This is a genomic window from Rhodococcus sp. LB1 (genome assembly GCF_001583455.1).
GTDB classification, from domain to species: domain Bacteria; phylum Actinomycetota; class Actinomycetes; order Mycobacteriales; family Mycobacteriaceae; genus Rhodococcus_F; species Rhodococcus_F opacus.
Map to the genome: position 1 here is coordinate 1 of NZ_LTCZ01000200.1, position 26837 is coordinate 26837.

At 64.8% G+C, this 26837-nt stretch carries 20 protein-coding genes and 1 pseudogene; 6 read left to right on the plus strand and 15 right to left on the minus strand.

Going from position 1 to position 26837, the window contains the following annotated elements; translation table 11 throughout:
- Nucleotides 1–444: 444 nt before the first annotated feature.
- The 9 genes from AZG88_RS24920 to AZG88_RS24960 form a co-directional block, all read right to left on the minus strand.
- Nucleotides 445–1920 (minus strand): flavin-containing monooxygenase, encoded by a 1476-nt coding sequence (locus AZG88_RS24920; protein WP_061044862.1) that lies wholly within the window; start codon nt 1918–1920, stop codon nt 445–447.
- A gap of 236 nt (nt 1921–2156) precedes the next feature.
- Nucleotides 2157–2888 (minus strand): SDR family NAD(P)-dependent oxidoreductase, encoded by a 732-nt coding sequence (locus AZG88_RS24925; protein WP_061699507.1) that lies wholly within the window; start codon nt 2886–2888, stop codon nt 2157–2159.
- Nucleotides 2885–3823 carry an alpha/beta hydrolase gene (locus tag AZG88_RS24930; protein ID WP_061699508.1) on the minus strand — a complete coding sequence of 313 codons (939 nt, stop codon included), beginning with the start codon at nt 3821–3823 and terminating at the stop codon, nt 2885–2887. The genes AZG88_RS24925 and AZG88_RS24930 overlap by 4 nt, the downstream gene beginning before the upstream one ends.
- A gap of 24 nt (nt 3824–3847) precedes the next feature.
- Entirely contained in the window at nt 3848–5230 is a 1383-nt protein-coding gene (locus tag AZG88_RS24935; RefSeq protein ID WP_061699509.1) for a glutamine synthetase family protein, read from the minus strand.
- Complete coding sequence (locus tag AZG88_RS24940; RefSeq protein WP_061699510.1) at nt 5227–6528, minus strand: glutamine synthetase family protein; 1302 nt, start codon at nt 6526–6528, stop codon at nt 5227–5229. Before AZG88_RS24940 ends, AZG88_RS24935 begins: the two co-directional genes overlap by 4 nt.
- The gene (locus tag AZG88_RS24945) at nt 6521–7582 is read right to left on the minus strand and encodes a hypothetical protein (RefSeq protein WP_061044867.1); all 1062 of its coding nucleotides are present in this window, start codon (nt 7580–7582) and stop codon (nt 6521–6523) included. The genes AZG88_RS24940 and AZG88_RS24945 overlap by 8 nt, the downstream gene beginning before the upstream one ends.
- Entirely contained in the window at nt 7579–8367 is a 789-nt protein-coding gene (locus tag AZG88_RS24950) for an SDR family NAD(P)-dependent oxidoreductase (protein WP_061699511.1), read from the minus strand. Before AZG88_RS24950 ends, AZG88_RS24945 begins: the two co-directional genes overlap by 4 nt.
- A complete protein-coding gene (locus tag AZG88_RS24955) occupies nt 8364–9653 on the minus strand; it encodes a DUF1116 domain-containing protein (RefSeq protein WP_061699512.1) in 1290 nt (429 codons plus the stop codon). Before AZG88_RS24955 ends, AZG88_RS24950 begins: the two co-directional genes overlap by 4 nt.
- Nucleotides 9647–10378, minus strand: coding sequence for an SDR family NAD(P)-dependent oxidoreductase (locus AZG88_RS24960; RefSeq protein ID WP_061044870.1), 732 nt, complete (start codon nt 10376–10378; stop codon nt 9647–9649). The genes AZG88_RS24955 and AZG88_RS24960 overlap by 7 nt, the downstream gene beginning before the upstream one ends.
- A 199-nt stretch (nt 10379–10577) precedes the next feature.
- On the opposite strand from AZG88_RS24960, the gene AZG88_RS24965 reads away from it, so the two are divergent.
- On the plus strand, nt 10578–11321 hold the full coding sequence (locus AZG88_RS24965) for a FadR/GntR family transcriptional regulator (protein ID WP_061699513.1): 744 nt from the start codon (nt 10578–10580) through the stop codon (nt 11319–11321).
- Here the strand turns inward: AZG88_RS24965 and fabG are convergent.
- The gene (gene fabG / locus AZG88_RS24970) at nt 11311–12099 is read right to left on the minus strand and encodes a 3-oxoacyl-ACP reductase FabG (RefSeq protein WP_061699539.1); all 789 of its coding nucleotides are present in this window, start codon (nt 12097–12099) and stop codon (nt 11311–11313) included. The genes AZG88_RS24965 and fabG overlap by 11 nt on opposite strands.
- A gap of 83 nt (nt 12100–12182) precedes the next feature.
- A complete protein-coding gene (locus AZG88_RS24975) occupies nt 12183–13739 on the minus strand; it encodes an APC family permease (protein ID WP_082833463.1) in 1557 nt (518 codons plus the stop codon).
- Nucleotides 13740–14146: 407 nt separating this feature from the next.
- Between AZG88_RS24975 and glsA the strand changes: the two genes are divergently transcribed.
- From glsA to AZG88_RS24990, 3 genes are all read left to right on the plus strand, one after another.
- Nucleotides 14147–15022 carry a glutaminase A gene (glsA, locus tag AZG88_RS24980; RefSeq protein ID WP_269455062.1) on the plus strand — a complete coding sequence of 292 codons (876 nt, stop codon included), beginning with the start codon at nt 14147–14149 and terminating at the stop codon, nt 15020–15022.
- A 66-nt stretch (nt 15023–15088) separates the two neighbouring features.
- Nucleotides 15089–15892 (plus strand): gamma-glutamyl-gamma-aminobutyrate hydrolase family protein, encoded by an 804-nt coding sequence (locus AZG88_RS24985; protein ID WP_197487929.1) that lies wholly within the window; start codon nt 15089–15091, stop codon nt 15890–15892.
- A gap of 284 nt (nt 15893–16176) precedes the next feature.
- Nucleotides 16177–16665 carry a response regulator transcription factor gene (locus tag AZG88_RS24990; protein WP_197487930.1) on the plus strand — a complete coding sequence of 163 codons (489 nt, stop codon included), beginning with the start codon at nt 16177–16179 and terminating at the stop codon, nt 16663–16665.
- Nucleotides 16666–16711: 46 nt separating this feature from the next.
- On the opposite strand, the pseudogene AZG88_RS24995 reads toward AZG88_RS24990, so the two are convergent.
- From AZG88_RS24995 to AZG88_RS25010, 4 genes and pseudogenes are all read right to left on the minus strand, one after another.
- Nucleotides 16712–20171, minus strand: a pseudogene (locus AZG88_RS24995) (protein kinase domain-containing protein).
- A gap of 207 nt (nt 20172–20378) precedes the next feature.
- On the minus strand, nt 20379–21203 hold the full coding sequence (locus AZG88_RS25000) for an alpha/beta fold hydrolase (RefSeq protein WP_061044876.1): 825 nt from the start codon (nt 21201–21203) through the stop codon (nt 20379–20381).
- Nucleotides 21200–22588 carry an APC family permease gene (locus tag AZG88_RS25005; protein WP_197487931.1) on the minus strand — a complete coding sequence of 463 codons (1389 nt, stop codon included), beginning with the start codon at nt 22586–22588 and terminating at the stop codon, nt 21200–21202. Before AZG88_RS25005 ends, AZG88_RS25000 begins: the two co-directional genes overlap by 4 nt.
- 442 nt (nt 22589–23030) lie before the next feature.
- Nucleotides 23031–23819 (minus strand): helix-turn-helix transcriptional regulator, encoded by a 789-nt coding sequence (locus AZG88_RS25010; RefSeq protein ID WP_197487932.1) that lies wholly within the window; start codon nt 23817–23819, stop codon nt 23031–23033.
- 357 nt (nt 23820–24176) lie between these two features.
- Here AZG88_RS25010 and AZG88_RS25015 point away from each other — a divergent pair, with 357 nt between their 5' ends.
- Nucleotides 24177–25661, plus strand: a complete 1485-nt coding sequence (locus AZG88_RS25015) for a sugar ABC transporter ATP-binding protein (protein WP_063886878.1) — start codon at nt 24177–24179, stop codon at nt 25659–25661.
- A 109-nt stretch (nt 25662–25770) separates the two neighbouring features.
- Nucleotides 25771–26694 (plus strand): ABC transporter permease, encoded by a 924-nt coding sequence (locus AZG88_RS25020; protein ID WP_061699520.1) that lies wholly within the window; start codon nt 25771–25773, stop codon nt 26692–26694.
- Nucleotides 26695–26837 lie beyond the last annotated feature (143 nt).

The window sequence follows — 26837 nt, forward strand, 5'->3', positions numbered from 1 at the left end:
TCTTCGTCGGCGGCAGCCTGAAGCTCGGGGCCGGCGTTCGCCGTGGCGGTGAACTCGGGACTCGGCGCGAACGCCGCTAGTTCGGAGGTTTCTGCTGCGCTGGTCACTGTGACTGCCTCTTTCTCGACTGCTGTGAATGCGGAGTGGCATGTGGAGGAGGAATCCACCGAGGGACAGAAATCGCATGTCCAACACTGTCGTCGCCGGCGGTGTCGGTTCGCCCGATCGGCGGTCGGCGGCCGGACTGTGCGGGTAGAGACAGCTCGACCCGCCGCGACACGGTGGTGTCGCGGCGGGCTGTTCTCCGAACAGCGCTGTGGCGCCGATGTGGGAGGGAAAGCTCCGAGTAGCTCCCCTCCTCGGTCCAGCCGGTGTCCAACGGCTGGAGCAGGATGCCGGCACCCGATCAGGCTGGGGGCGCGGATGCCGGCAAGTTCAGGTCCGTCAGTCGATCTTGACGGCGAACCGGCGCAGCAACTTCGTCGCCGCGATGTAGGCCGATGCGCTGAACGGCCACTGGGAGACGATCTTGCCGCTTCCGGACTGGAAGTAGTTGCGGGTTGTCGCCCACACCGTCTTACCCAACGCGCTCTGTACCCAGTCGTTGTAGATCAGGAACGCCGAGCGCCGCACCGAGATCTTGGTGCGGCCCTTCTTGGCGGCGCGGGAGATCAGACCGGCAGCGAAGCCGGCCTGCGCCTCGTAGAAGGACACCAGCGGAATGGAGTTGGTGTTAGGGCCGTACATGATGAAGAAGTTCGGGAACCCGGGCACCATCATCCCGAGGAAGGCCTCGGGCTCGCCTTCCCAGTGGCCGTGCAGGTCGGCACCGTTCTCGCCTCGAACCCGATAGTTGCCGAGGTAGTTCGCTGCGTCGAACCCGGTTGCGAGGATGATGACATCGAGGTCGTGCTCGTCGCCGTTGGCGTCGACGGCGCCGGTGCGCGTCAGACCCTTGACCCCGTGCGGCACGAGGCTGACCTTGGGACTCTTGAGCGCCGCGTAGTAGGTGTCACTGACCACGGTGCGCCGGGCCTCGTAGGCGAATTTCGGGGTGACCAGCTCCATAAGATCGGGGCGGTCGCCGAGTTCGTGCTGCATGAACGCCAGCGACTGTTGACGCTTGATCTTGTTGGTACGTCCGTCGGAGCGAGCATGGCTGGCCCGGTATTGCCGCTTGTCGTAGTCGGCGTACAGCTTGAACCGCCGCCAGGCGTAGATCGGTGCAAAGCGGTTGAGCTTGCGCTCCTGGTCGGTGAAGTCCCGGCTCTTCTTGGGGAGCAACCAGTTGGGCTCGAGCTGGAAGATTTTGACCTCGGAGCCGGCCTTTTCGGCCTCGGTGACCACCTGGACCGCCGACGAGCCGGTACCGACCACGCCGATCGACTTGTCGGTCAGATCGAGGCCGTCGATCCACCGCGAGGTGTGGCAGAGGGCGCCCTCGTAGTCGCTCTCGCCGCGAGCGAACGGCGGCACCAACGGGATGTTGAGGAAGCCGACCGCGCTGATGACGGACATGAACCGTCCGTGATCGGTGCCGGATTCGGTGGCCACGATGTAGTCGTGATTCTCGTCCGACCAGGTCACGCTTTCGACCTTCTCGTTGAAGAGGATGTGCTTGTGCAGGTCCCACTTACGGGCGACGTGCTCGAGGTAACCCTGCAGTTCCTGCCAGCCGGCGTGGGTGCGGCTCCAGTCGTAGCGCTCGTAGGAGAACGAGTAGATGTGGGACTCGAGGTCGACCTCGGCGCCCGGGTACCGGTTGTGCCACCAGGTGCCGCCGAGTCCGGGGGACTGCTCGAAGATGATGAAGTCCTCGATCCCCTTCTTCTTCAGCGCGATCGCGGCTGCGATGCCGCTGAATCCGGAACCGATGATGGCAACTCGTGCTGTGGTCCGCCCGCGTGCGCTGGGTGCCATGGCGTTCTCCTGTCTGAAAGCTTGGTACTGGTGCCGGAGTCTGGGACCTTGTGGACCAACCCCAAACCTCTATTGGTTCAGTATTTAGGCCTTAAAGGTAGATGTCAATCCCCGGAGGGAAATTTGCTGATGCAGGTGGGTTTTCGGGGCGGCCGGGATGGACCGGCTCTCCCCGGGGTAGTGCGCGTGTGAGCGTGGCCGGGATCGGATCTCCGAGTCCCGACCACGCAGCGCCGCTACTTGATCTGTGCGGTCCAACCGCCGTCGACCACCAGGTCGACGGCCGTGATGAAGGACGCCTCATCGGAGAGCAGGAAGGCGACCGCGGCCGCGATGTCCTCGGGCAGGCCCAGCCGGCGCAGCGGTGTCCGGTTCTCCATTTCGGTGCGGCGCTCGGGTGCGCGCTCATAGAGGTAGTCGATCATCGGGGTGAGGATCGCTCCGGGACACACGGTGTTGGCCCGAATTCCCTCGGGGCCGAGTTGCAACGCCAGGGCATGGGTCAAGGAGACCACTGCGGCCTTACTCACCTGGTAGGCGTCGAGGGGAGAATCCATCCCGCGGACGCCAGCGGTGCTTGCCACATTGACGATGCTACGGCCCTGACCACGTCGCAAATGAGGGATCGCTGCCTTGGTCACCTTCCGAAGCCCGTGCAGGTTGATGCCGAGGGTGGTGTCCCAGATGGATTCGTCGATGTCGAACGTCGATCCGTCGCGATCGAAGAACGCGACTCCGGCCGCATTGACCAGGTAGTCCAGGCCGTCGCCGGAGAAGGACGTAAAAAGGTCGTCGAAGCCCTCGGTGCCCAGGAGATCAAAAGCCACGTATTCGACGCCGCTGGGCAGATTGTCGACGCGGTCTTTGACGTCGGTGGCCACGACCCGCACACCGTCTTTGGCCAGACGATGTACCGTAGCCAGCCCGATCCCGCCGGCCGCGCCGGTGACGAGCGCAGTCCGGGTCATCGCACGAGTTCCTGATCGAAGGCGCGAGCCAGCCGGGAACCGGCGAACTCCATGGCGGCGGTGGCCGCGGGGAACACCTCGTCGAGGCCGAAGAAGCCGTGCACCATGCCAGGTGTCTGATGCACCTCGACCGCGACACCCGCGGCCTGTGCTGCTTCGGCGAAAAGCTCGCCCTGCGGGCGGATCGGATCGCATTCGGCGAGGATGACTGTGGTGTCGGGCAACCCGCTCAGATCGGCGGACAGGACGTCCACCCGCGGGTCCTGCGCGAAGTCGGAAGAGGGCAGGTAGTTGTCCTGGTGCCACTGCATCTCGTCGCGCTCGAGCATGATTCCCTGGTACTCGTCGTCGAATCCGCGGTCGAGGTCACAGGTGGTGACGGGGTAGACGAGCAACTGGTGCCGCAGACGTACTGTGCCGGTGTCGCGCACGTGCAACGCCAGCGCGGCTGCGAGGTTGCCGCCGGCACTGTCTCCGGCGGCGGCAACGCGGGAGATGTCGACAGGCAGCTGGGCGTCGTCGCTGATTGCCCATTCGAGGGCGTCGATCGCATCGTGGACGGCGGTGGGAAAGCGGTAGTCGGGACCACGCCGGTAGTCGACCGACAGCACGGCACTGCCGGACGTCGTCGCCAGCAACCGGGTGGTGACGTCGTGGGAGTCGACGCTGCCGAGCAGCCAACCGCCACCGTGGAAGTACACAGTGAGCGGCAGGTCAGTCGCCTCGCTGGGCAGGTAGAGCCGGCCGCGGATCCTCTCGCCGTCGCGGATCGGGATCTCGACGTCGACGGTGCGATGGATTTCGGGTTTGGTCAGGGCTGCGAAGGTGTCTTCGAAATTCTGCCGTGCAGTCTCCACGGGCAGCAGGTGGGCATTCGGTCGTCCGGACGCTCGGGAGTCGTCGATCATCTTCTGGGCGATGGGATCCAATGTCATGGCGGTCCTTTCGTGGAATCGGTGTTAGATGCGTTCGTAATAGCGGCGAGTTTCCCAGTCGGTCACCGTGTGAGAATCGAAGGAGGTCAACTCCGCCTGGGCGAAGGCGAGGAGATGCTCGTAGACGTCGTCGCCGAAGGCGGCACGCGCCATTTTGTTCTTGGCGAACAGATCGATCGCGCGGTGCATCGACGTCGGGACGAGTTCGACCTCGCGTCCTTCCCAGGCGTTTCCGCTGAAGATTGCGGGCGTCGGCAGTTGGCGCTCGATGCCGTCGAGCCCGGCTGCGATGGTGCCCGAGTAGGCGTAGTACGGATTGACATCGGCACCGGGGATCCGGTTCTCGACCCGGAAGGAGGGTCCGTGCCCGACCAGGCGGAAGGCGCACGAACGGTTGTCTTCACCGAGCGCGATGGCGGATCCGGCGAACTGGTCCGGCTGAAACCGCTTGTATGAGTTGATTGTCGGGGCGAACAGCAAGCTGATGTCGACGGCGTTGTGAAGTTGGCCGGCCACGAACGAGCCGAACTGCGCTGACATTCCACCGTCGGCGGTCTCCGACCAGCACAGGGGCTTTCCTGTTTCGATCGACCACATGCTCACGTGCAGATGGCAGGAGGAGCCGACGTCGTCGATCTTCGGTTTGGCCATGAACGTCACCGTCAAGTCGGCTTGGTGCGCGAGCTGCTTGATCCCGTACTTGAACAGAACATGGCGGTCGGCCATCTCGAGGGTGTCGCAGTAGTCGAGGGTGATCTCCTGCTGGCCGAGACCCCACTCGGGCTTGGATGATTCGACCGAGATCCCGAATGCCGGCATCTGGTTACGGATCTGGCGGATGAACCAGTCGTCCCGCCCGGACTGGATCATCTGATAGTCAGATCGGTAGTTCGAGAGCATCTTCAGGTCCTGATAGCCCGCCCGCCACGCGTCGTTGGGTGCGACTGCGGCGAGGAAGAACTCGAGTTCCGAGGCGAACTTGAACACCAATCCTTCTCGGTGGGCACGCTCGATCTGCCTCTTCAAGATGGTGCGGGGCGCCACGCTGAGCATCGTGTCCGAGCCGCACTCGTAGGCGTCGCAGATCACCAGCGCGGTGTTGGGTTCCCAGGGCACCCGCCGCAGGGTGGTCAGGTCTGGAACCAGTCGGATGTCGGCCCACCCGTTGGCGGAGTTCGACACCGGGAGGTTGAGCGGAGTCATCTCGAGGTCGACAGCGAAGATGAAACTGCTTGCGTTGATCCCGTCACCGTTCAATCCCAACGAGCGGAAGGCCTGGATGGTCAGTCGTTTACCGACCAGTCGCCCGTACGGGTCTGGGGTCGCGCAGACCACTGTGTCGATCTCCCCGGCGGAGGCGAGTGCCTCGAACTGGTCGAGGTCGAGGGTCTGAATGTGTGTGCTCACTGGTGCTCCAGGTGCCGGGACAGTTCCCAGTCGGTGATCGAGTTGTGCATCCACTGCTCGAAGCGCTCGAGTTCGGCTCGTCGGGTCGCGGCATACGACTGGGTGAAGGTCTTGCCGAGCAGGTCGGCGGCCAGTGCCGACGATTCGAACAGCGCCACGGCCTGAGCGAGATTGCTCGGCAGGTCGACCGCGCCGGCATCACGTGATCCAGAGTGGGGCAGGTCCATGGATCGCTGGATGCCGTCGAGACCCCCGGCCAGCAACGCATCGGCGACGATGTAAGGGTTGGCATCCGCACCGGGACGGCGGTGTTCGACGCGCGCCGACCCGATCCCGCCGAGAAGCACGCGGCAGGCCACGTTGCGGTCGTCGTATCCCCAGGCTGCCTTCTCCGCAACGAACATTCCCGGCGCGATGCGCTTGTAGGAATTGACGAACGGATTGAACATCAGCGCCAGGTCGGGCATCGAGCTGACCAGGCCGGCGAGATAGTGACTGCCCTCCGGGGAGAGCTTGCCGGGTTCGGACGCGAAGACATTCTGGCCGCCGCGGGCGAGACTCGAGTGGACATGCCCGCCGGCGCCGGACTTGTCGGCGAACGGTTTGGCCATGAAGCTCGCACGAAGTCCGTGCTCGGCGCACAGATCACGGAGGTACTGGCGTGCGCGAGCGGCGTTGTCCGCCGCACGCAGCGCGGGCTGCGGGGTCAGAGTGAATTCGAAGAAACCCGGTCCGAGTTCGGCATGGAAGGCCTCGATCTCGATGCCGATCTCGTTCATCCGGTCGATGAACTGCTGGGCGAAGCGGTCGATCTCCGCTGAACGGGTGAGGCTGTAGGCGTTCTCCGTCGCCCCGAAGGGCTGGAACCGCGTCAGATCGCCGCGCTCGCAGTCCTTGTTCTCCTCGAAGATCCACACCTCGTACTCGTAGCCGAGCACGGGCTCGAGATCGAGTGCGCGGTACCGTTCGATCAGCGACTTGAGTACCCCACGAGGCGACGCCTCGAAGGGACGCCCATCGGGTGCGACATGGTCGCCGATCACCGCCTGCGTCCCCGGACGCCACGGCAGTTCTATCCGGGTGCTCTCGTCAGGGACGAGTGTCATGTCGGGGTAGCCGTTCTCGGCGTTGCTGAACGGCGTGTCGGTCACCTCGTCGGTCAACGAGAGACCGTAGATGATGGTGCAGAAGGCGAGACTCGCAGGACTGACCGTCTTGTCCGACTTGACGAGCTTGCCACGCAGGCCCAGGTCGTAGTCGGGGACCTCGAGCTGCGTCATCGAAACGTGATTAGACATGGTTGTGGTCCTTCGGGCGGAGTTCAGGGTTGCGTCCGACGCGGCGGTAGACGTCATCGGGTACGAGTGAGGGGTGTTTGTAGACCCACCAGGTGCAGGTGGCGTCGGCACGGCTCTCCGGCCAGGTCGGTGGGTCGATCACTCTGGTCGGGTAGCCCAGGCGGTCGATGGGGATCACCTCGTTGAGCAGACAGCAGTGGACGCAATAGGAGCAGATGCCGCGTTTGTTCCACGCCCAGTCATGGGGTTCGGTGGTGACGGCGAAGCCGAACGGGGCATCGGCCCGGGGCTCGTCGGCGGTGATGTCGGGATCGAGCGAGCGACCGCCGGACCCACACGGAGCGAATCGGAAACCGATGCGATCGGGCTCGTCGATCAACTCGATGTCACCCTGTCGGGAGACCCCGGTCAGGTGGGCATGGAACCCGTCGACGATAGCGACCATCAGTTGGTGCGCCGATTCGTTCCAACTCTGGTTCGTCAGCGAGTAGCGACGGGCATGGATGTCGTACCAATCGCCCATCAGGAAATTCCACAGGTCACCGAGTGACGACTCACCGATCAGGCGGACCGCGATGTCGATCGTCCCGGAGATACGGTCGACCGCCCGGTCGTGGATACCCAACCAGACCAGTCGGGCATTCTCGATGCTTCCAGGCGCTGCGGGGTCGTTGCGGCGGCACTGTTCGCTCGCCACGTCGACCGCCTCGACGAACTGTCCCCACTCCGCCTCGATTCCGGCCATCGCCGTCTCACCGATCAGATCGGTGAGACGGCGAACCGCCGCGTCGACGTCGTCCGCCGAAGCGCCGTGTGTCGACATCCACTCGATCGCCCGGTCCGGCCACTGTTCGTAGATTTCGCGCAGTTCCTCGGCCTCGAGGACGGTGACCTCGACCAGAGCGGCCGCATCGTCGCACAGCCCTCGGCGGAACCGATCGACGGCGGTGCGGAAGGTCCCTTGGGCCAGTTCTTCCCAACTGCCGACGCGTGCGTTTCTCCCGAGTGACGCCTCGTACGCCACCACGGGTGAGACTGGCTTCAGGGTGCTCATGTGAGAGTGAATCCTCCATCGATGCGGAGATCGGACCCGGTGATGAACCGAGCCTGATCGCTGAGCAGGAAGACGACCGCATCGGCGATCTCCTCCGGTCGCGCGAAACGACCGAGCGGAACGCGCGGAGCCAGTGACGGCGGGAGAGCGTCGGTGTCCTCGTGCGCGGCCGCCAGCGCCATCGGCGTGGCAACGAAGCCCGGCGAGACGCTGTTGACGCGGACCCCGTCGGCGGCGAATGCCCGGGCCGCGGACTGGGTCAGCATGGCCAGCCCGGCCTTGGACGCGGCGTACTGGGGAGTGGGGTCCGGGTTGCTCAACGCCACCACCCGGGCGCCTTCGATCGAGGTCACGTTGACCACCCCACCGGCCTCGGACTTGCGCAGCAGGTCCCCGGCCGCATCGATGACGTTGTAGGCACCGATGAGGTTCACTTCCAGGCACCGCAGCCACGACTGGCGGGAGACGTTCGCGAATCCGGTGTCGTCGAGAACCCCCGCGCAGTTGACGACGTAGCTCAACCCTTCCTGGCCGGTATTTTCGGTGATCACCGCCCGCAACGCGGTGACGTCGGTGACGTCGGCCGCGCAGCGGACCTGCAGGACGGTGGGAACTCCGGGAAAGGGCTCGGGCTCACGCAGGTCCAGGCAGATCGTTCGGATTCCGGCGGCCATGAGCGCGGCGGCGGTGGCGCGGCCGATACCCGAGGCGGCCCCGGTCACCAACGCCACCTGCCCGGTGAACGTCAGCGGTAACGACCGCCGGTCCGGCACGCTCGCGGTCATGATTGACCATACCTTCTGCCGTGCTCGTCCAGCGCTGCCACGAAGCACTCGCGGGGTGCGCGGATCACTCCGGCGCCGATCTGGCCCCCGTCCCGTCCGGCGAGACCGACATCCATGACGGGAAGGACGGAGGTGTCGAGGACCTTGCGGGAGTCGACGCCGGTGGGGGTGCCGCGGAAACCGAACAGTGCAATGCGGTAGGTGCTGTTCTCGCCGTGGGTGATCTCGTACATTTCCCGGTTGCGTTCGATCATCACCTCGGGGGATCCGCCCTGATAATCCTGCAGCGACAAGGCACAGGCCTGCGCGAAGCCGCCGAGTCCGACGGTCTCGGTGATCGGGCTTTCCCCGCCCATCCAAGTGATCTCGTCCTCGCTGTGCCCGGCAAACAGCTTGCCCTGGTGGATCGGCGGAGGTCCTTCGAACCAGGTGTTGCCGAGGCCGGCGAGTTTGATTGCGAAGCCGCGGCAGCTGAACGCCATGGCGGAGACGAGGGTGGAGCCGGGGACGACCATTGCGTCGGCGGAGGCCTTCGCCGCCGCCATCGACAGGCGGAGGAAGAAGTAGTCGTTCTCGGCGAGGTGGAGCATGGTCTCGCGGACCCCCGGCACAGAATCCTCGATCATGTCCAGCACCGACGGCAGGATTTCCCGGTTGAACAGGATCGAGGCCGCCGCGTTGCGGCTGTGCACCTCGTCGCCCATCCGCAGCGCCCGGGCGATCATCGGTTTGAGCGCGATGCCGCCGCGGCGGCGGATCGCCTCACCGACGACGGGCGCGAGAACCGTGTTGACGTGCTCGAGCCGTTCGTGGACGCCCTCGTCGTAGCAGCCGTAGTTCAGCCGGCGCGGTTCCTTGCCCTCGTAGAAGTTGCAGAACCCGACGTTCCCGTGGGTCCGGTTCTCGACGACGAATACCGGCATCGACGCGGTGTAAATACCGGCGAGCGAGCCGACCGCGTTGTAGTCGTGACAGGCGCCGATTTCGATGCTGCCGTCGGCGAACCGCGCGATCGCCTCGTCGCGGTAAGCGGCCAGGCCCTCGAACAGCGCTCCACCGATCAGCGCTTCACGCTGCCCACCGACGTAGGCCTCCCACGGCATCGGAGCGCCAGAGGTGAGCACCAGGTTGTCCCGGTAGCCGGGGAGCACCTCGCGTGCGGGCCGGACGTCGACCACCCACGGGTCGGCGTCGTTGAGGCGGCGAAACGCCTCATCGTTGGCGGCCTCGACCGACCCGCCCCAGATCTCGGCGGGAGCGGTCGCGAGATCGTTCGCGGTCACCATGCGGTGACACCGCCGTCGACGAGGAGGGTCTGCGCGGTGATGAAGGAGGCGCGCGGGGACAGGAAGAATTCCACGGCCTCGGCCACTTCCTCGGGTTCACCGATGCGCTTGAGCATCGCGTAGCCGGCGCTGACCTCTTCGCCTCCGGAGACCCGCGCCATCGACGGGCTCATGGGGGCGCGGATGACGCCGGGGGCGATGTTGTTGACTCGGATGCCGCGGGGGGCCAACTCCTCGGCCAGGTAGCGGGTGTACGCGGCAATGCCGGCCTTGGTGGCGCCATACACCGACGCGCCGCGGAACCGGCCGAAATGACCGGTGAGGCTGCCGACGTTGACGATGGCGGAGCCCTCGGTCAACAGCGGGGCGGTCACGTCGATGACCCGGGCCATACCGGCGATGTTCACCTGGAACATCAGCTCGAGCTTGGCCTCGTCCAGCTCACCGAGGAATGAGTCGCGCAGGATGCCGGCGCAGTTGACCACACCGGCAAGAGTCTCGCCCTCGGAGGTCACGGAATTGACCGCGCTCTCGACGCTTTCACGGCTGGTGACGTCCATCGCCACGGCGATGGTGCCCTCCAGTCCATCCTGCTTCGGGTCGAACGCGTCGATCGCCTGTTTCACGTCCGCCGCGATCGGGATGTAGTTGCTCTGCAGCAATCGGCGGCAGATCGCCTGTCCGATGACTCCTGCGCCGCCTGTGACGATTACCTTGTTGCCCACTTCGGGTTCCTTTCCAAACACGTGACCGTGGTCACCACGATGGACCCAGTTTCACCAACAAAGGCCGATTGGTCAAGTTTTTAGGTCTTTTATTTGCATGACTGTGACGGCCACCGGTTGTCGTGTTGGTCTAAAGGCTGGAGCAAATAACATGAGGGTGAGTGGTGCGCTAGATTGGGGCGAGGGGAAGGAGCCTCGTATGACAACAGCCACGGCATCGCCGTCCGGATTCGGTCCGATCCGGCAGATCCCTGCACACGAACTCGTCGTCGATCAGATGCGCCGGGCGCTCGAGTTGGGTCAGTTCCGGCCCGGCGACCGGCTTCCCACCGAGCGGGAGCTGTCGGAAATGCTCGACGTCTCGCGCACTGTGGTGCGGGCCGCGGTGGCAGTGCTCGAGCGGGAAGGCCTGATCGCTGTTCGCCGCGGGCGCGGCGGCGGATTCACCGTGCAGGCTCCTACCTACGACCCGGCCGAGACCCGCCGGCTGATGCGCCAGAACAAGACCGCGGTCCGCGATGCGTTCGACTACCGGATCGTGGTGGAGACCGGGGCGACCCGTCTGGCCGCGCTGCGCCGTCGAGCAGCCGACCTCACGAAGCTGCGATCGTTGCTCGAAAGTATGGACAGCGCCCTCGACGCCGCGATGCAGGACCAGTCCGCGCACCGGGTCACCGAGTTCCAGACTCTCGACTCCGCGTTCCACATGGGGATCGCCCAGGCCTGCCGCAACGACTATCTGCTCGAGTCGGTGGCCGACGCACGACGCAAGATGTGGCTTCCGACGGGAGCGATCTTCGGCCGCCTCGAGCCCAACGCGAACGACCATCACGAGGCGATCCTCGAGGCCATCGAGAGCCGCGACCCGGAGGTCGCGGCCGCTCAAATGGAAGAGCATATCCTCGGCACCAGGAACACGCTCGAATCCTGGCTCAAGCGCTGAGTACGGCGTCGGGCACCTCCGGAAGGGTCTGGCCCCCGTCGACGGTCAGTGTCTGACCGGTTACGAAGCCTGCGCCCTCACTGGCGAAATACAATGCGGCGTGCCCGATGTCGGAAGTGGCACCAAGTCGACGTTGCGGGATGCACGCTTCCATCCGGGCGATGGTGTCGGTGCCGAGACCGTCGAGTCCTTCGGTGCGGATGCTGCCGGGAAGGACGGCATTGACGGTGATCTTGCGGGAGGCGAGTTCCAGTGCTGCCGAGCGGACGAAGCCCAGCTGGGCGGCCTTGCTCGCTCCGTAGTGGCTCAATCCGGGAAATCCGGTGATCAGTCCGGTGATCGACGAGGTCACCACGATCCGTCCGCGGCCGGATCGGGTCAGCGCATCCAGGCACGCCTGGATGCTGAAGATCATGCCGTGCACGTTGGTCGCGAACACGTCATCGAGGTCTTCCGGGGTGATCTGCTCGAGCGTCTGCTCCGGATAGATTCCGGCGTTGGCGCACAACACGTCGAGGCCACCGAGCAGCTCGTCCGCTTCGGCGGCCATCCGCGCACACGATCGGCGGTCGGCGACGTCGGCGACGTCGGCGACGATCGCCGCGACCGTCGCGCCCAGTTCGGCCAGCCGTGCGCGTGCCTTCTCCAGCTTCGCGGGATTGCGGCCCGCGATCGCGACCTGGGCACCGGCGGCGGCGAACACCTCCGCGATGCCCAGCCCGATGCCCTGGCTGCCGCCGGTCACGAGCACTTTCACCGAGTTCGAAGTCTGCTTCATCATTTCCTTTCGGGTCGCTGGGTACGGGTCATGACCGTGTGTGGCCCCCTCGCCGCGACGAGGGGGCCACACACGGGAGTAGATCAGGCGGGCTCGGGTGCCGGCTCGGTCAGAAAAGAGTGGTCGGGCTCGTCGTCGAAGACGGTGCTGCCGATCCGCGCGTACAGGTGCGGCTTCTTGGCGCGCCAGTACACAGCCAGTGCCATCGAGCCGAAGAACAAACCGACCACGATCCACGGGATCGCCTTGAAGAACAGCGAGTCCGATGCCGATCCGGCTGCCGCCTTCATGTTGGTCGCCATCAGATAGATCACGAACACCATGCCGAGGCCACCGATGATCGGGCTCACCAGCGTGCGCCACCAGTTCGCGGTTTCCGGGTGCTGCTTGCGGACGTGGAAGTAGACGATGACCGAAATCGAACACATCGTCTGCACGATCAGCAGGCACAGCGTCGCCAGGACACCGACCAGCACGAAGAGCACGGAGTAGGGATCGGAGTTGGTCAGTGAGCAGAGCACCAGGATGAGCGCGGCGAAGATGCTCTGGGTGAGCGAAGCGATCCACGGCGAGGCATGCTTCGGGTGAGCCTCACCGAGCCGGCGCCACAGCAGCCCGTCGCGGCCGAACGCGAACAGATACCGCGCAGCGGAGTTGTGGATGGCCAGAGCGCAGGCGAAGGACCCGCCGAGGACAAGCCATTCGAAGACCGTCACACCCCACGCGCCGACGTACTCGCGTGTCGGTGCATACAGCAGCTCGAAGGGATTGGGTCCGGAGGCGCGTTCGACGGCTTGATGTGCACCGTTACCGGTGACCACGCCCCAGGAGATGAAGGTATAGAAGACGCCGATGCCGATGACGGCGATCATCGTCGCTCGCGGGACGATCTTCTTCGGGTCCTTGGATTCCTCGCCGTAGATGGCGGTCGATTCGAACCCGACCCAAGACCAGAACGCCATCAACAGGCCCAACCCGACTACTCCTCCGGCAACTCCGTTCGTGCTCAGTGCGCTGGCGGGATTGAGGGAGGACCAGATGATGCCGTCGGGTCCACCGGTGCTCAAAGACCGAACAGCGGTGATCGTCAGCATCCCGATCTCACAGACCAGCACCACACCGAGGACCTTGGCGGCGACCGAGATGTCCTTGTGCGACAGGACCGCGATCACCACCACACAACCGAATCCATACAGCTCCCACGGCAGATCGAGGCCGAACTGGGAACTGACCGCCTGCTTGGCGAACGCGGAGAAGATCCCGACGAGACCGGCTTCCATGATCATGTAGGTCGCCATCGACATCACGCCCGCTGCCAGGCCGGGAATTTTCGACCACCCGCGGGAGACGAACGTGTAGAAGGCGCCCGCCGCGGTGATGTGCTTGGCCAACGCCACGAATCCGACGCTGAAGATCGTCAGCACCACGGTGGCGATGATGAAGCCGGCCGGTGCCCCGATGCCGTTGCCGAATCCGACCGCGACGGGCAGATTGCCGGTCATCGCGGTGATCGGTGCCGAGAACGCCACCACCATGAAGACGACACCGACGAGACCGATCGCGCCACGCTTGAGTTGAGCGGGTTCGGCCGCGGGGCCGGTGGGGGAGGGGCCCTCTGGAGGGTGTGAGTTGGCGATCATGCGGGATCTACCTTTCGCTTTGTCTGCTCGATGAGCCTAAGACCGTAAAAGGCCTAAAGACAAGACCAGTAGACCAGAAAAAGTGGTTTGAGACACATTTTCTTCTGGCCGAAACATCGCCGACATACGCCGCGTCCCGGCCGGCGCCGGTCGGGAAATGGTCTATTGACTAGTTCTATTGATGCGTTTAGTGTCGTCTTGTCAGTCCTGTGGCCACCGGTTGGTCGACGGGATCGGTTTTTGTGCGCACGGCTCGGCTGCCGTATCAGGTGCCAGATCGCCACACGCGCCGTCCAAAAGGGTTCGCTCTTTACGCCGTTGTGCCCCAGTGAAATCCGAGGTGCGAAATCTCCGTTCATCTCGCGCGACTCGAGACGCGCATCGATCAGCTCCAGGAGTATCTCGACATCGCTGCCGAGCACGGTCGCGCCGCCGCGGTGGCCGGGCACGTCTCGACCCAGGTACCGGCGCTCAGCTCGGTGCCACCGACGAAGTTCGGCATGGCCGTGGCGACCGTGGACGGCTGCGTGCTCACCGCCGGGGACGGAACCGAACCGTTCTCGATCCAGAGCCTCTCCAAGCTCTTCGCCCTGTGTGCACTCCTGCAACGCAACCCCGCGGTGTGGGACCACATCGGATGGGGGCCGACCGACTCCGGCTATGGCTCGGTGGCCGAGCTCGAACGCAACCTCGGCCGACCACGCAACCCCTTCGTCAATCCGGGCGCCCTCGTGGTCACCGACCGGCTGCTCGAGCTCACCGGGGACGCGGTGGGTGCCACCATCGATCTCCTGGCCTCGACCTCCGGTACCGCGGTGATCAACTCCGACGGTCGCGTCGCGCTCTCGGAGACTGTCGCCGACCACCGCAACGCGGCCATCGCCCACGTCCTCGCCGAGCACGGCAAACTCGTCAACGGGATAGATCGAGTGCTCACGCAGTACTTCGCCCAGTGTGCGATCGCCGCGTCCGTGGAAACGGTCGCGAAGTCGGCACTCTTCCTGGCCGACCGCTCGGCCGACGCGACCGTCCTCGACAGCGGATCCGTCCGCCGGGTCAACGCGGTTCTGCTGATGTCCGGCATGTACGGCGCGGCCGGCGACGTCGCATACCGGATCGGCCTGCCCGCCAAGAGCGGCATCGGTGGGGGCGTCCTTGCCATCATGCCGGGGCTAGGCACCGTCTGCGTGTGGAGCCCTCCGCTCGACACCGACGGTAACTCCGCCGGTGGAGTGGCGGCGATCGAGGAGTTCGCCCGGCTGGCCGGCTGGTCGGTCTTCTGAGCTGCACATCGGGTAGCCGCGGGTGAATCGATCCTGCACAGGCAGTGCAGGAAGGAGGAAATGTCGATGAGCACAGAGATCCCTGTCATCGCAGTCACGCTCGACTTCGACGAACTGCCCGGGTTCGTCCACTGGAAGGAGATGTTCCGCGGCATCGTCGTCGCCGGCGCAGCACCGGTCGCCGTCGATTGCGGTAAACCGCGAACCGACCTCCCCGCGATTCTCGAGTCTGTCGACGGTCTGCTCATCAGCGGGGGAGTGGACGTCGACCCTTCCCTGTACGGCGGCTCACCCGACGACCCGCGTATCCAGAAGATCAATCCCCATCGAGATGCGAACGAACTCGCCGCACTCGAGATCGCGCGTGCGCGTGGGATTCCCATCCTCGCCATCTGTCGCGGAGCGCAGTTGGCCAATGTCGCGCTCGGCGGCACGCTCTACGCTGATCTGGCCCGGGACTGGGTCGGGCGCACCGGGCACTGGCACAGCGAGGAAGCCCTGATCGACAGCCTGCACTCGGTGCAGGTGGAAGCGGACACTCTCCTCGCCGACTGGATGGGGATCGACGGGATCGTCCCCGTCAACAGTCAGCACCATCAGGGAATCAAGTCCCTGGCGCCGTCGGCGCGAGCGGTCGCCTACACCGACGACGGTCTCGTCGAGGCTTTCGAGATCGCGTCCGACCGCCTCGTCGCGGTGCAGTGGCATCCGGAAGTGCTGTGGCGGAACGAGCCGCATGCCCTCGAACTTCTCCGCAGCTTCGCCACGGGTAAGAGGGGGGCGAGGAAGCCCGGCGCCACGGCGCTGGTCGGAGACGGGGCAGCGAACAGGGGCCCTGAGGCTTCTGAGGGAGCGGGTCGGAACCGCTGAGAGTGCAGGAGAGCGAGCCGAAAGGTATCGGCAGACGACGTGAGGACGCAAGATCGCCGGCGGTGGCCGCGAGCCCCGAGCAAGGGTGGCGGCGTGCGGTCGAACTGTCCGGCGAGCCGATCCGGAAGCTGATGAGATCGTCCACTGCCGGAGTTCCCTCATGTGTTCTCCTGGTCGACTCGACCGTCGATTACGGCGTTGTCGACCAATTCCGCGCCAGCAGGTTGTGCCCCGGCGTGGTGGTCATCCGAGTGCAATCACACCTCAGAGGAGGAATCGACACCGTGCAGGCTCTCAGGGCCACACGTGTGAACGCCGCCATCGTCGTCGGCAGTGTCGAGTCGGTCGACGACCGCGTCGCCTTCTTCGAATCGGGGGCCGATCACGTCCTCGATGCCTCCCTGACCGCGAGAGAACTGGTCGCGTGGACTCGGGCAATCCTCCGGCGAATGCAACGAGCTTCGCAACGCCCGGTTGGCAGCACCCAGGGACTGGTCCTGCAGCGGGAGTGCAACATCGTCGAACGTCTGGGGCTGCACACGGCCCTGACCCCGACCGAATTCGATCTGTTGGCAGTTCTGGCCGACGGTGAGGGGCGGGTCGTCCCCCGTCGTCACCTCCTGATGTTGGTGTGGGGCATCGCCGAGGAGACGACGACGACGAACGTCCTCAACGCGCACATCTGGTCGCTGCGCCGAAAGCTCGGCAGCATCGGTGCGTCCCACGCACTGCAGACCGTTCGGGGAGTCGGTTTCGCGCTAGCCGATGCGTGACTGCCGAACAAGGAACGGAAATCTGCCCTCTGCCGCGCAAACGGTGTCAGTGAACCTCAGCGGCAGCGGCAAGCGCGGTGTCGAGGAACGCGCCGGACAGGCCGGGGTAGAGGTCGGCCCATTTCGGCTCTGCCAGGTGGGTACGCAGACCGGCGGTGGCGGCGACAACGTCTGTGCCGCCGTCCGCGAGGAATCGGACCAGGTCGTGCCGGGCGCACTCGACCGCGACGGGAACCAGTGCCGCCTCGGCGTCGTCGGCGCGCCCGGCCGCCCACAGACACGAGGCCAGCAGGCGCATGGCGTACAGCCGCGCCAGTTCACGTCCGGTCCCGGCGAGCGCACCCACCCACTCCTCCGCCCAGTGGCAGGCGAGCCGGCTCGCCGTGGGGTCACCGTTACGCAGCAGCAGGATGGCCGTCTCGTCCTCGAGCTGCGCGGTGATCTGCTCGATTCCGTCGACCGGTTCCGGGTGCGAGTTGCGGGTGACAGCGACGAATCCACGGCGCGGCGGAAGACCGAGCCGGATACGTTCGGTGTCGACGGCCGCCCGCAGCCGTGGAAGCGAGAACCGGGCTGCGGTCCCGACACCGTCGTCGAGCTCCTTCGCCGCGCCGACACGGTCACCGCGGGCACAGAGGATTCGCGCGCGCAGACAATAGTGGCGAATCATGAAATCCGGAGCGCCACCGAGCGCGGCCGGGTCGAACGTCTCGCTGAGCAACTCGTCGGCCTCGGCGAGACGGTTCTGCTCGTACAACATCTCGGCGAGCAGAGCACGGGTGAGCCGGGCGTGCTGAGATTGCGTGTTTCCGGCATCGCGGACAAGTTGAAAGGCCCTGCGGTACAACTCCGATGCACCGGTCAGGTCCAGTTGTTCCGCTTTCGCCATACCGGCAAAGCAATACCCGTAGGCAACGGTATACGGGCCAGTCGTTCTGCTGTGGTACGGAGCTGCCCAGGTCTGTCGGCGATAGGCATCCCGAAAGCGGAACTCGTACGTGTCGGCGATAGTGACAAGCAGTGCGGCCATCGACACCACGAACGGATGTTGCCCAGCCGGGTTGGCCAGGCATTCGGCGACCAAGTCCGTGATCCCAGCGACCCGGTCCGTGGTGGCGTCGATATTCGCTTGGAGAACATCGGCTTCCACCCGCCTCCGCGAGCGCACGTCGGTGGGGAGGTCAAGGAGGTCGATCAGCTCGAGCGCGTGCCGCCGAGCCTCGACGGCGACGTCGATACGCTGCAGCTCGGCATTCGCCCATCCGATCGTCAACTGCAGTCGCGGACTCGACAGCACCAGATCCGCCGGCAACTTCGCGATCAAAGCCGAGCAGCGTCGACATCTGCGACCGATCGAGCAGATACAGGTCGTCGTGCTCGAGCAGATCCAACGCCCCCCGCCTGTCGCCGGCGGCGAGAAGATGGTCGAGGGCCTCACCGAGCATGTGCCGCTCCCGGAACCACGCGGACGCAGTGCGGTGCAACTGCGCAATCCGTCCAGGATGATCCCGTTCGAGCCGCTGCCGGAGCACCGGCGCGAACAGGTTGTGATAGCGATACCACCGGCGGTCGTCGCCCGTGCGGTCCAGGAACAGATCACGGGCGACGACGCGCTCGAGGCGGACCGCACCGTCGGGGACCTCGGCCAACGCGGACGCCAGGTCGCCGCACACCCGGTCCGGGATCGCGGTGACGAGGACGAAATCGAGCACATCGGGCTCGAGGGCGTCGAGCACGTTCTCGGCGAGATACTCACCCAGGGTGTCGTTCCCCGCACGGAACTGTTCGACCAGCCCCGCCGCGTCACCGGCCTCCCTCAGCGACAGTGACGCCAGCTGCAGCGCCGCGACCCAGCCGTCCGTCGACGCCCGCAGTTCCTCGACGTCGGAATCGGTCAGTGCGACCTGCCCCGGACCACCGAAGAAGCGGCGGGATTCGGGAAAATCGAAACTCAAATCCTCGGCACCGACCTCCCGCAGCTCGTCGTGCACCCGCATTCGGCTCAACGGCAGATTCGACCGGCTGCGGCTGGCCACCACGATCCGCAGGTGATGACAACCGTTGTCGAGCAGGAACTCCACCGTCGCGATCGGCTCTGCGGCGGTCACCCGATGCCAGTCGTCGATCACGACCACGAGGGGCTCCCCACTGTCGTGGAGCCGGTTGATCAGCGAGGTCACCACGAACCGCTCCACCGCCTGCCCGTGCTCCTCGAGTGCCTGCCCGAGCTCGCCAACCACCCCCGGGCGGACCAACCGGATCGCCTCCACCAGGTGCGAGAGAAACCACGCCCCATTGTTGTCGTCTCGGTCGACCGTCAGCCAGGCGACGGTGATTCCGTCGGCGACCAGTTCGTCGCGCCACTGCGCGACGAGGCTGCTCTTCCCGAATCCCGCAGGTGCGTGAACCAAGACCAACCGACGCTCCCCGGCAGTCCGCAACATGTCGAGGAGCCGATCACGGCGCACCAACTGCCGGGTAGTGGTGGGCGGACGGAACTTGGTCACCGGCACCGGCGGGGTGCGTGGTGACGACATGGGGTACACCCGCGGAGGCCGCTGCGCGGCATGCCCCATCCCCGCGCCGGGGGTGGAGCGAGGATCACCGGCACGCTCGGCGGGAACATGCAGATCGTCGACGACGATCCCGTTGCGGCGCTGGGTGGCACGAAGCTCGTTCCCGAACTCGGCCGCACTGCCCGGCCGCTCTTCCACGGCGCGGGACATCGCCTGTTCCACGGCGTTGCAGACGTCGTCGGGGACATCGGCGTCGCGCAGGTCAGGGACGGGCTGCGTGGAGATCCGCAGGAACTGGGCGATCACCTGCTCGCCGCTGTGCCGCTCGAACGCGGCATGTCCGGTGAGCGCACAGAACAACGTCGACCCCAGGCTGTACACGTCCGAGGCGACCGTTGGGGGGCGCCCCTCGAGCACCTCAGGCGCGGTGAACGCCGGCGAGCCCGTAATCGACCCCGCCGTGGTCTCGAACCCACCCGCGATCCGCGCGATCCCGAAGTCGGTGAGTTGAGGCTCGTCGTAATCGGTCAGCAGGATGTTCGCCGGCTTGACATCCCGGTGCAGCGTGCCGCCGCGGTGGGCGGTCTCGAGCGCCCCGGCGATCTTGATCCCCAGCCGCAGCACCTGCGCCCACCCGATCGGCCCGGTCCGGCGGATCAGCGCATCCAGAGACCCGTGCGAGTGATACGGCATGACGAGGAAGGGGCGCCCCCTCCCGGTGACCCCGACCTGGTAGAGGTCGACGATGTTCGGGTGCCCGGACATCCGGCCCATCGCCCGCTGCTCGCGCACGAAACGCGCGAGGTTCTCAGGATCGAGGTCCGTGGTGAGGACCTTCACGGCCACCGTGCGGTCGAGATCCTCCTGAAGGCAGCGGTAGACGACCCCGAACCCCCCGCGTCCGATCTCCTCGGCCTCGTCGAAGCCGGCGACGGCCAACTCGACCGCGATGTCCGGCTCGCGCTGCGTGGCCCCCGGGTCGTCCGCCATCGGCCGTCACCACCTCTGAGACGCTTCACTCAGGATAGTCCGCGCGCGCCGACCCGAGGCCCGCGGGTCGGCCGCCCAAAGGCCACGAGCGGTAGACCCGCCGTCGGCGCGGGACCGAAACCCCGCGCACTGCACGCGACCAGATCGCCGCGGCCAGCCGCGGCCTCAGCGCGCTCAGGTGTGCAAGGTGGTCCTGTTCGCCCGATGTCAGCGAGTTCCAGTCCATCCGGGGGTAGCACCCGTGGGAAATCGCTTGTCGAGCCATGCCCGAACCACCCGCTGCCACGGCCCCGGTGCCTCCGCGAAAATCATGTGCGCGGCGTCTACCATCTCCAAGGTCGCGTTGGGCAACTGTCCAGCTAGCCGCTCGGAAAGTTCGGGGCGGGTGAGGATGTCGTATGTTGCACCGATGACGAGCGTGGGTTGCTGAACACCGGACAAACGGGACAACGTCTCATGATCGCGACATGCCTGCGCGGCCGCGTGGAACCCTCCGAGGTCCGGGACGGGCATCTGGCGGAACTCTCGGGCCGCCTCCGGGTGGGCCTGCAGAAAAGGGGCGGAGAGGCAGAACAGCAGCAACGAATCGATGAGTTCGGTCGCGAGCCCCTTGGCGGCCAGTGCCTGCCAATGTTCGAAGATGACATCACAGAACACCTGCTGCTCGGACCACGTGTTCGTCAGTACCAGACCGGTGAGGTCGTCGGGGTACTTGAGTGCCCACTCCTGGCAGATGGCACCACCCATCGACGATCCGATCGCGACAACCGGGCCCAGGTCGAGGGAGCTGTGAATGGCGTGGGCATCGTCCGCCAGTTGTTCGATGCGATAGGGGCCTTCGGTAATGGGGCTGGTCCCGATACCGCGGTTGTCGTAGACCACGCAGTGGTAGTCGGCAAAGGCATCGATCACGGTCGCCCAGGACGACATGTCGTCACCGAGTCCTGCGACGAACATCAGGGTCGGTCCCGAACGATCACCACTGAACTCGACGCCGAAGCGGCCGCGAGGTGTTTCGACATACTCGGTCATGCTGTTTCCTTCTGTTCGATTGGGGTATCGGCACCGAATGTGATGTTGCGGGTCACCGCTGCCCCGATTACGGCGAATAGCGGAATGAGAAGCCAGAGATGGTTCACGAGCGCGGAATTCGAACCGGTCAGGGACTCGTAGTTGTCGATGGCGAGCCACAGGAAGAACCCGATCGCCACGAAAGCGATGACGGGGGCGATCGTTGTCACCCATAGCCGGTTCTCATCGCGGGTGGAGCGAAGCACGAAGCACACCGCAAGCGACGAGGCCATGTAGAGCACCAGGATCGAGACCGAACCGACGCCTACGAGCCACGAGTACAGCTGCACGTACGGGTCGGCTCCGAAGAGCGCAAAGACGCTGACGATCGACAAAGTCACGGCCGTCTGGATCAGGTTCGCCCGGTGCGGTGAGCGGTACCGAGGGTGAGGTCTGCCGACCGGCGACGGTAACGCTCCATCCCTGCCTAACGCGAAGAGGTACCGTGACAGCGCATTGTGCATGGACAAGACCGCCGCAAAAATGCTGGTGGCAAGGAGCCACTCCATGGCATCGGTCGACCAGCTGCCCACATAGTGGGTGTTGATCGCGAACAAGAAGTTACCGGGGTCCTCGGTCGCCACCTGCGCGGCTTCCTCGTTTCCATAGCCAATCTGGAATATCCACATCACCAACGTGTAGAAGACACCGACCACGAGCACCGCGATGTAAGTGGCCCGGGGGATGGTGCGCCGCCTGTCACGCGCCTCTTCACCGTAGAGAGTCGTCGCCTCGAACCCGACGAAGCACGCAAATGCCACCAGGAACACGATGCCCGGTGCACCACTCGACATCGCACGAATCGTGAACCCGTCGAAATTGATGCCGTCGTAGCCACCGCGGAGCAACGTCGCGACATCCAGGACCAGGATGATGGCCATTTCGACGATCAGCAGCACACCGAGCACCTTGACGCTCAGATCAATCTCGCGATAGCCAAGCACACACATCAAGGCAACTGCCGCGAGGGCAAATACCCACCAAGGGACGTCCACCGACAGCTTGCGCTCGCACAATTGCGACATCATGTACCCGAACAAGCCCAAGTTGCCGCTCAGGAAGGCGTTGTATCCGAGAATAGCCACGAAGGACGCACTGAAACCGGGTCTCGAGCCGAACGCCTTCGCCACGTAGACAGCGAAACCCCCCGGTCCGGAATGCCGCCGACTCATTGCAGCGAAGCCCACTGAAAACACCAGCAGCACAAGAGTGCACACTGCATAGATGCCGGGGGCGCCGACACTGCCCGCGGTTCCGAAAACGATGGGAGCTACGCCGGCGATCGCGGCCAATGGTGCTGCAAACGCGAGCACGAAGAACACGATACCGACAGTGCCGTACAGCATTGGGGCGCAAGCCATCCGTTGGTGGATCCTCATGGTCTGACACGGTGTCGTCCTCTCGTGAGAGTTGAGATGCCGCCTCCGCGGCGTATGGTGATACGAATTTCGACCGCTGATCCGGGCCGCGCGGAAGCTACAGCCCTCCTCGGGCGATCGCAGCATTACATCGAAACCTACTGTTGAGCAGGTAATTAGGCGGTTCAAAACGGAACGCTACACCTTTTGGCGTACTTTTTCGACCATTAGTGTGACTCGAGTCGACCGGGGCGGGCACTCACACGAAGGTTCGCGGGCGGAGGTGCGTTGGAGAATGTGGCGACGCGATCTGCGTGAGCAGGCTGGAGGGTCGCCGTCGGCCGAGTGGGCGGGGGTTTCGCACGGACGAACGGGTGGATTTCCAGGGCGACCATGGTGTCCGGATGTTCGCGGGATGCCCAGGTGCGCCTCAACGACTCGCCGAGGTCAGCGCGAGGTGGTCCCGCGGTTGCCCTGCGGGGAGGCCGAGAGCGTAGCCAGCCGGCTGTCGCCGGACATGCGCCGAACGGGGGAGGCCGGCGCGTTCCGCGAGGACGGCAGCCTCGGTGCGATTGGTGGTCCGGAGTTTGTGCAGCACGCGCTCGACATGGGTGGAGACGGTGCGTGGGGCGAGTGTCAACGCTTTGGCGATCTCTGCGTTGGAAAGGCCATCGCGCATGAGTGACAGCACTTCGTGTTCTCGGGGGGACAGGTGTGCATCCGCGAACCTGGATATCAAGGCCGTCCATTCCGTCAGTAGAGGACGTATGGAGGCGAGCGTTTCCTTGGTGTCGGGTTGGAAGTCGCTGTCATGGACGCTGGCGTGGACGACGCCTATCGTGCGGCCGGTGTTGTCTCGCAGCATCACTGATACGCCGTTGTTGAAACCCGATGGTTGGAATACACCGACTGCCGTGTAGGTGTCGCGGAAGTTCGGTAGGTCGTCCCAGCTGTAGATGACGTCAGGATTGTTCCGTACGCTGCGAAATCCAGGACATCCCTCCGTGAACCGGGGGGCCAGAATGTATTCGAGGACGTCGTCCGGGTATCCGACATTCAGCAGAGCATGATGAGTGCTGTCGTGAGGTGACACCGCGCAGACCGTCACGGAGGTGGCCTGAGTTGTGCGGATGACCAGGTCCACGACGCTACGGCATCGGTCTGCGACGGGAGTGGTGGCCGATTGACTCAGCACGACACTCCAGAGTGTGTGATCCATGCCATACAGCATAAGGGTCTATTGTCTCGACCACACTACCTTTTGTGTTAATTCTTCCGGCTGGTCAATACGTAAATATGCGGATTCCCCCAGGTACAAACGGTCCATACGCTTGCTGCACCGGGCCGAGCGTCGACCGCCGAATCAGCTGACGGTGGCATCTCGAAGTGGATCTCACGCCTCGACCCGAAGTCGCGGAAGGAACACAGCATGCATCCCTACAGACTCGCTCCCGGATCGCGGCGAGCACGACTGACCCCGCTCACCCGCGGTGGGCGACCCGGCGCGGAGGCGTCCTGAATGACCAGCACGAGTGATATGGATGGGCGGTCGGTCGCGAACGCCGACCCGACTGAGATGGCCTTACGTGCGATCGGTATCAGCAAGAAGTTCGGTGGAAACCAGGCGCTGAAACCTACCGACTTCGAGCTGGCGGCCGGGGAATGTGTGGCGATCATCGGGGAGAACGGGGCGGGCAAATCGACTTTCGCCAAGATTCTCACCGGAGCCGAGCGATCGGACACGGGGACTCTGCAGCTCGGCGGCATTGAGTCTAGCTTCGGATCTCCGCGCGAAGCGCTGAACCACGGGATCGCGCTCATCCCGCAAGAGCTGGCATATGTTCCGGACTTGGCGGTTGCCGAGAACGTCATGCTGAACCGGCTGCCCAGTCGGAAGGGCTTCACGACCCGCAAGGCGATCAGAAACGAAGCGCTCGGCGTCATGCAACGCGTCGGACTCGAGGTTGCGGTTGATCGCACGATGGCGAGTCTCAGCCTCGCCGATCGTCAAATCGTAGAGATCGTCAAGGCACTCGGACGCGAATCCAAGGTCCTCATCCTCGACGAGCCCACCGCGGCACTCACCGCGGACGAGAGTGCCAAGTTGTACGGCATCCTCCGTGACCTGCGGCAACAAGGGATCGGCATCATTGTCATCTCCCACCATCTTGATCAGATCAGTGAGCATGCGGATCGCATCGATGTCTTCCGTGATGGTGAACGAGTGTTTTCCGCAAGTCCCCGCACCACGTCCAGCACCACATTCATCGAGCAGATGCTCGGCGCCACGAGTCACGTCCTGGAGATGAGGCGAAAACGCTCGGGTGGGGGAGAGCGGGTACTCACTGTAGATAGCTGGAATGTCGGCGGGAGACCCGGACTGTCCGATGTGTCTTTCGCACTGCACGCGGGTGAGGTCGTCGGAATCTACGGAATCCGTGGCGGCGGGTCGGAACTGGTGGCCGAGGGACTAGGCGGGCGGCGACCCGAGATAGCCGGCAAGCTCACTATCAGCGGAAAAGATCTGCGGATCTTCCGCACTCCCAGAGAAGCGATGTCTTCTGGGATCTCTTACCTACCCCCGGACCGCAAGAACGAGGGGCTGGTTCTGCCGATGTCCGTGTCCGGGTCGATCAGCATGCTGATACGTCGAAGACTGGCAACCGCGGGATTCATCACCGCCCGCCGCGAGGACGATCTAGCGGCATATTGGGCGGAACGCTTCCATCTCAAGGCCTCATCCCTGCATCAATCTGTCAATGAGCTCTCCGGAGGTAACCAACAAAAGGTGCTGCTCGCGAGCCGCTTGGCAACCGAGCCGTCGGCGCTGGTCGTACACGAGCCGACGCGAGGCGTCGACATCGGCGCCCGACACGAGATGCACGAAACGCTCCGCGCCCTCGCAGATGACGGCGTTGCCGTCCTGGTCATCACCTCCGATGTCGAAGAAGCCGTCGATGTCAGCGACCGACTGCTGATTATCCGAAACGGAACGCTCGTCGCCGAACTCGGTGGGGATGCAATCACACAAGAACAAGTCGTCCGCCTTGCGGCAGCATGATGTAGGAGAAACAGTGCGCTCAGCCATTACAACTCGCGAGGCAGGAAGTCAGGAGGGCACTGCACCCTCCATTGCACGGCATCGGAGTGCCAGAACCCGCAATGTCCTTGTGCAGTCGTTGGGTATCTCCGCGTTCCTGGTCATTCTGATCGGCGTTTTCTCCTCGCTGTCGCCGGCATTTATCTCCAGCGGCAATGCCATCGGGATTCTGACCGGGATCTCCTTCATCGGTCTTGTCGCGCTCGGCCAGACTCTGGTGATCATCGCCGGGGGATTCGACCTCTCCGTCGCAGGGGTTGCGCCGCTGGCCGCAGTGGTCTTCGCAGAACTCGTCAATACCGGCACATCCGTTCTCCTGTCGATCCTCGGAGCGGTGCTGGTGGGCGTGCTGGTCGGCGTCATCAACGGCGTGATCGTCACCAAGGGGAAGATCAACCCGCTGATCACCACCCTCGGGATGCTCTCGATCTCCGGAGGTCTGGCATTCACCCTCGCGGAGGGCCAGAGTATCCCGATCGCCAACCTCACTGCCGGATTCCTCGCCGACACCGATATCGGGCTCGTTCCGAACCAGGTGTGGCTCACGGGTAGCGCATTCGTTGCGATCACCGTGGTGTTGCGCTTCACCACCTATGGTCGGTCCCTGTACGCACTCGGAGGCAATCGAGAAGCAAGTTGGCTCGCGGGAATGCGAGTCGACGCGATCACCATCAGCGTCTACGCATTCAGCGGCACCTTGGCCGCAGTCGGCGGAGTCATCCTCGCCAGCCAACTCCTCGCAGGCGACGGCAACCTCGGAACAACCGCAGCGCTGCTGTCGGTCGCCGCGGTCGTACTGGGCGGCGGCTCGTTGAAAGGAGGCTCGGGCGGTGCCCTCGGAACCCTGGCCGGCGTTCTGGTCCTCGGTGTCCTGGCCAACGGACTGACCCTCCTCCATGTCTCGGCCTTCTACCAGCAGATCGTCACCGGGGTCGTCCTCTTGGCCGCGGTCGGCCTCAGCAACCTCCGGACCCAAGTGACCGCCTCATCCTGAACATAGGCCCACACAGAGATTCACCCCGAGTCCGCATCTGCCGGAAGATGCGCCACCCCACGTCGCGCGCGAAGCGAGGAACCGATGACAACAAGACCGAACCGCACACGATGGAACCGCGCCCACCGATCTTTGATCGCGAT

Coding starts and splice junctions, on each gene's coding strand:
- AZG88_RS24920 (WP_061044862.1), bottom strand. CDS start 1,920: ATGGCACCCAGCGCACGCGGGCGGACCACAGCACGAGTTGCCATCATC.
- AZG88_RS24925 (WP_061699507.1), bottom strand. CDS start 2,888: ATGACCCGGACTGCGCTCGTCACCGGCGCGGCCGGCGGGATCGGGCTG.
- AZG88_RS24930 (WP_061699508.1), bottom strand. CDS start 3,823: ATGACATTGGATCCCATCGCCCAGAAGATGATCGACGACTCCCGAGCG.
- AZG88_RS24940 (WP_061699510.1), bottom strand. CDS start 6,528: ATGTCTAATCACGTTTCGATGACGCAGCTCGAGGTCCCCGACTACGAC.
- AZG88_RS24945 (WP_061044867.1), bottom strand. CDS start 7,582: ATGAGCACCCTGAAGCCAGTCTCACCCGTGGTGGCGTACGAGGCGTCA.
- AZG88_RS24950 (WP_061699511.1), bottom strand. CDS start 8,367: ATGACCGCGAGCGTGCCGGACCGGCGGTCGTTACCGCTGACGTTCACC.
- AZG88_RS24955 (WP_061699512.1), bottom strand. CDS start 9,653: ATGGTGACCGCGAACGATCTCGCGACCGCTCCCGCCGAGATCTGGGGC.
- AZG88_RS24965 (WP_061699513.1), top strand. CDS start 10,578: ATGACAACAGCCACGGCATCGCCGTCCGGATTCGGTCCGATCCGGCAG.
- fabG (WP_061699539.1), bottom strand. CDS start 12,099: ATGAAGCAGACTTCGAACTCGGTGAAAGTGCTCGTGACCGGCGGCAGC.
- AZG88_RS24975 (WP_082833463.1), bottom strand. CDS start 13,739: ATGATCGCCAACTCACACCCTCCAGAGGGCCCCTCCCCCACCGGCCCC.
- AZG88_RS24985 (WP_197487929.1), top strand. CDS start 15,089: ATGAGCACAGAGATCCCTGTCATCGCAGTCACGCTCGACTTCGACGAA.
- AZG88_RS25000 (WP_061044876.1), bottom strand. CDS start 21,203: ATGACCGAGTATGTCGAAACACCTCGCGGCCGCTTCGGCGTCGAGTTC.
- AZG88_RS25005 (WP_197487931.1), bottom strand. CDS start 22,588: ATGCTGTACGGCACTGTCGGTATCGTGTTCTTCGTGCTCGCGTTTGCA.
- AZG88_RS25010 (WP_197487932.1), bottom strand. CDS start 23,819: ATGGATCACACACTCTGGAGTGTCGTGCTGAGTCAATCGGCCACCACT.
- AZG88_RS25015 (WP_063886878.1), top strand. CDS start 24,177: ATGGCCTTACGTGCGATCGGTATCAGCAAGAAGTTCGGTGGAAACCAG.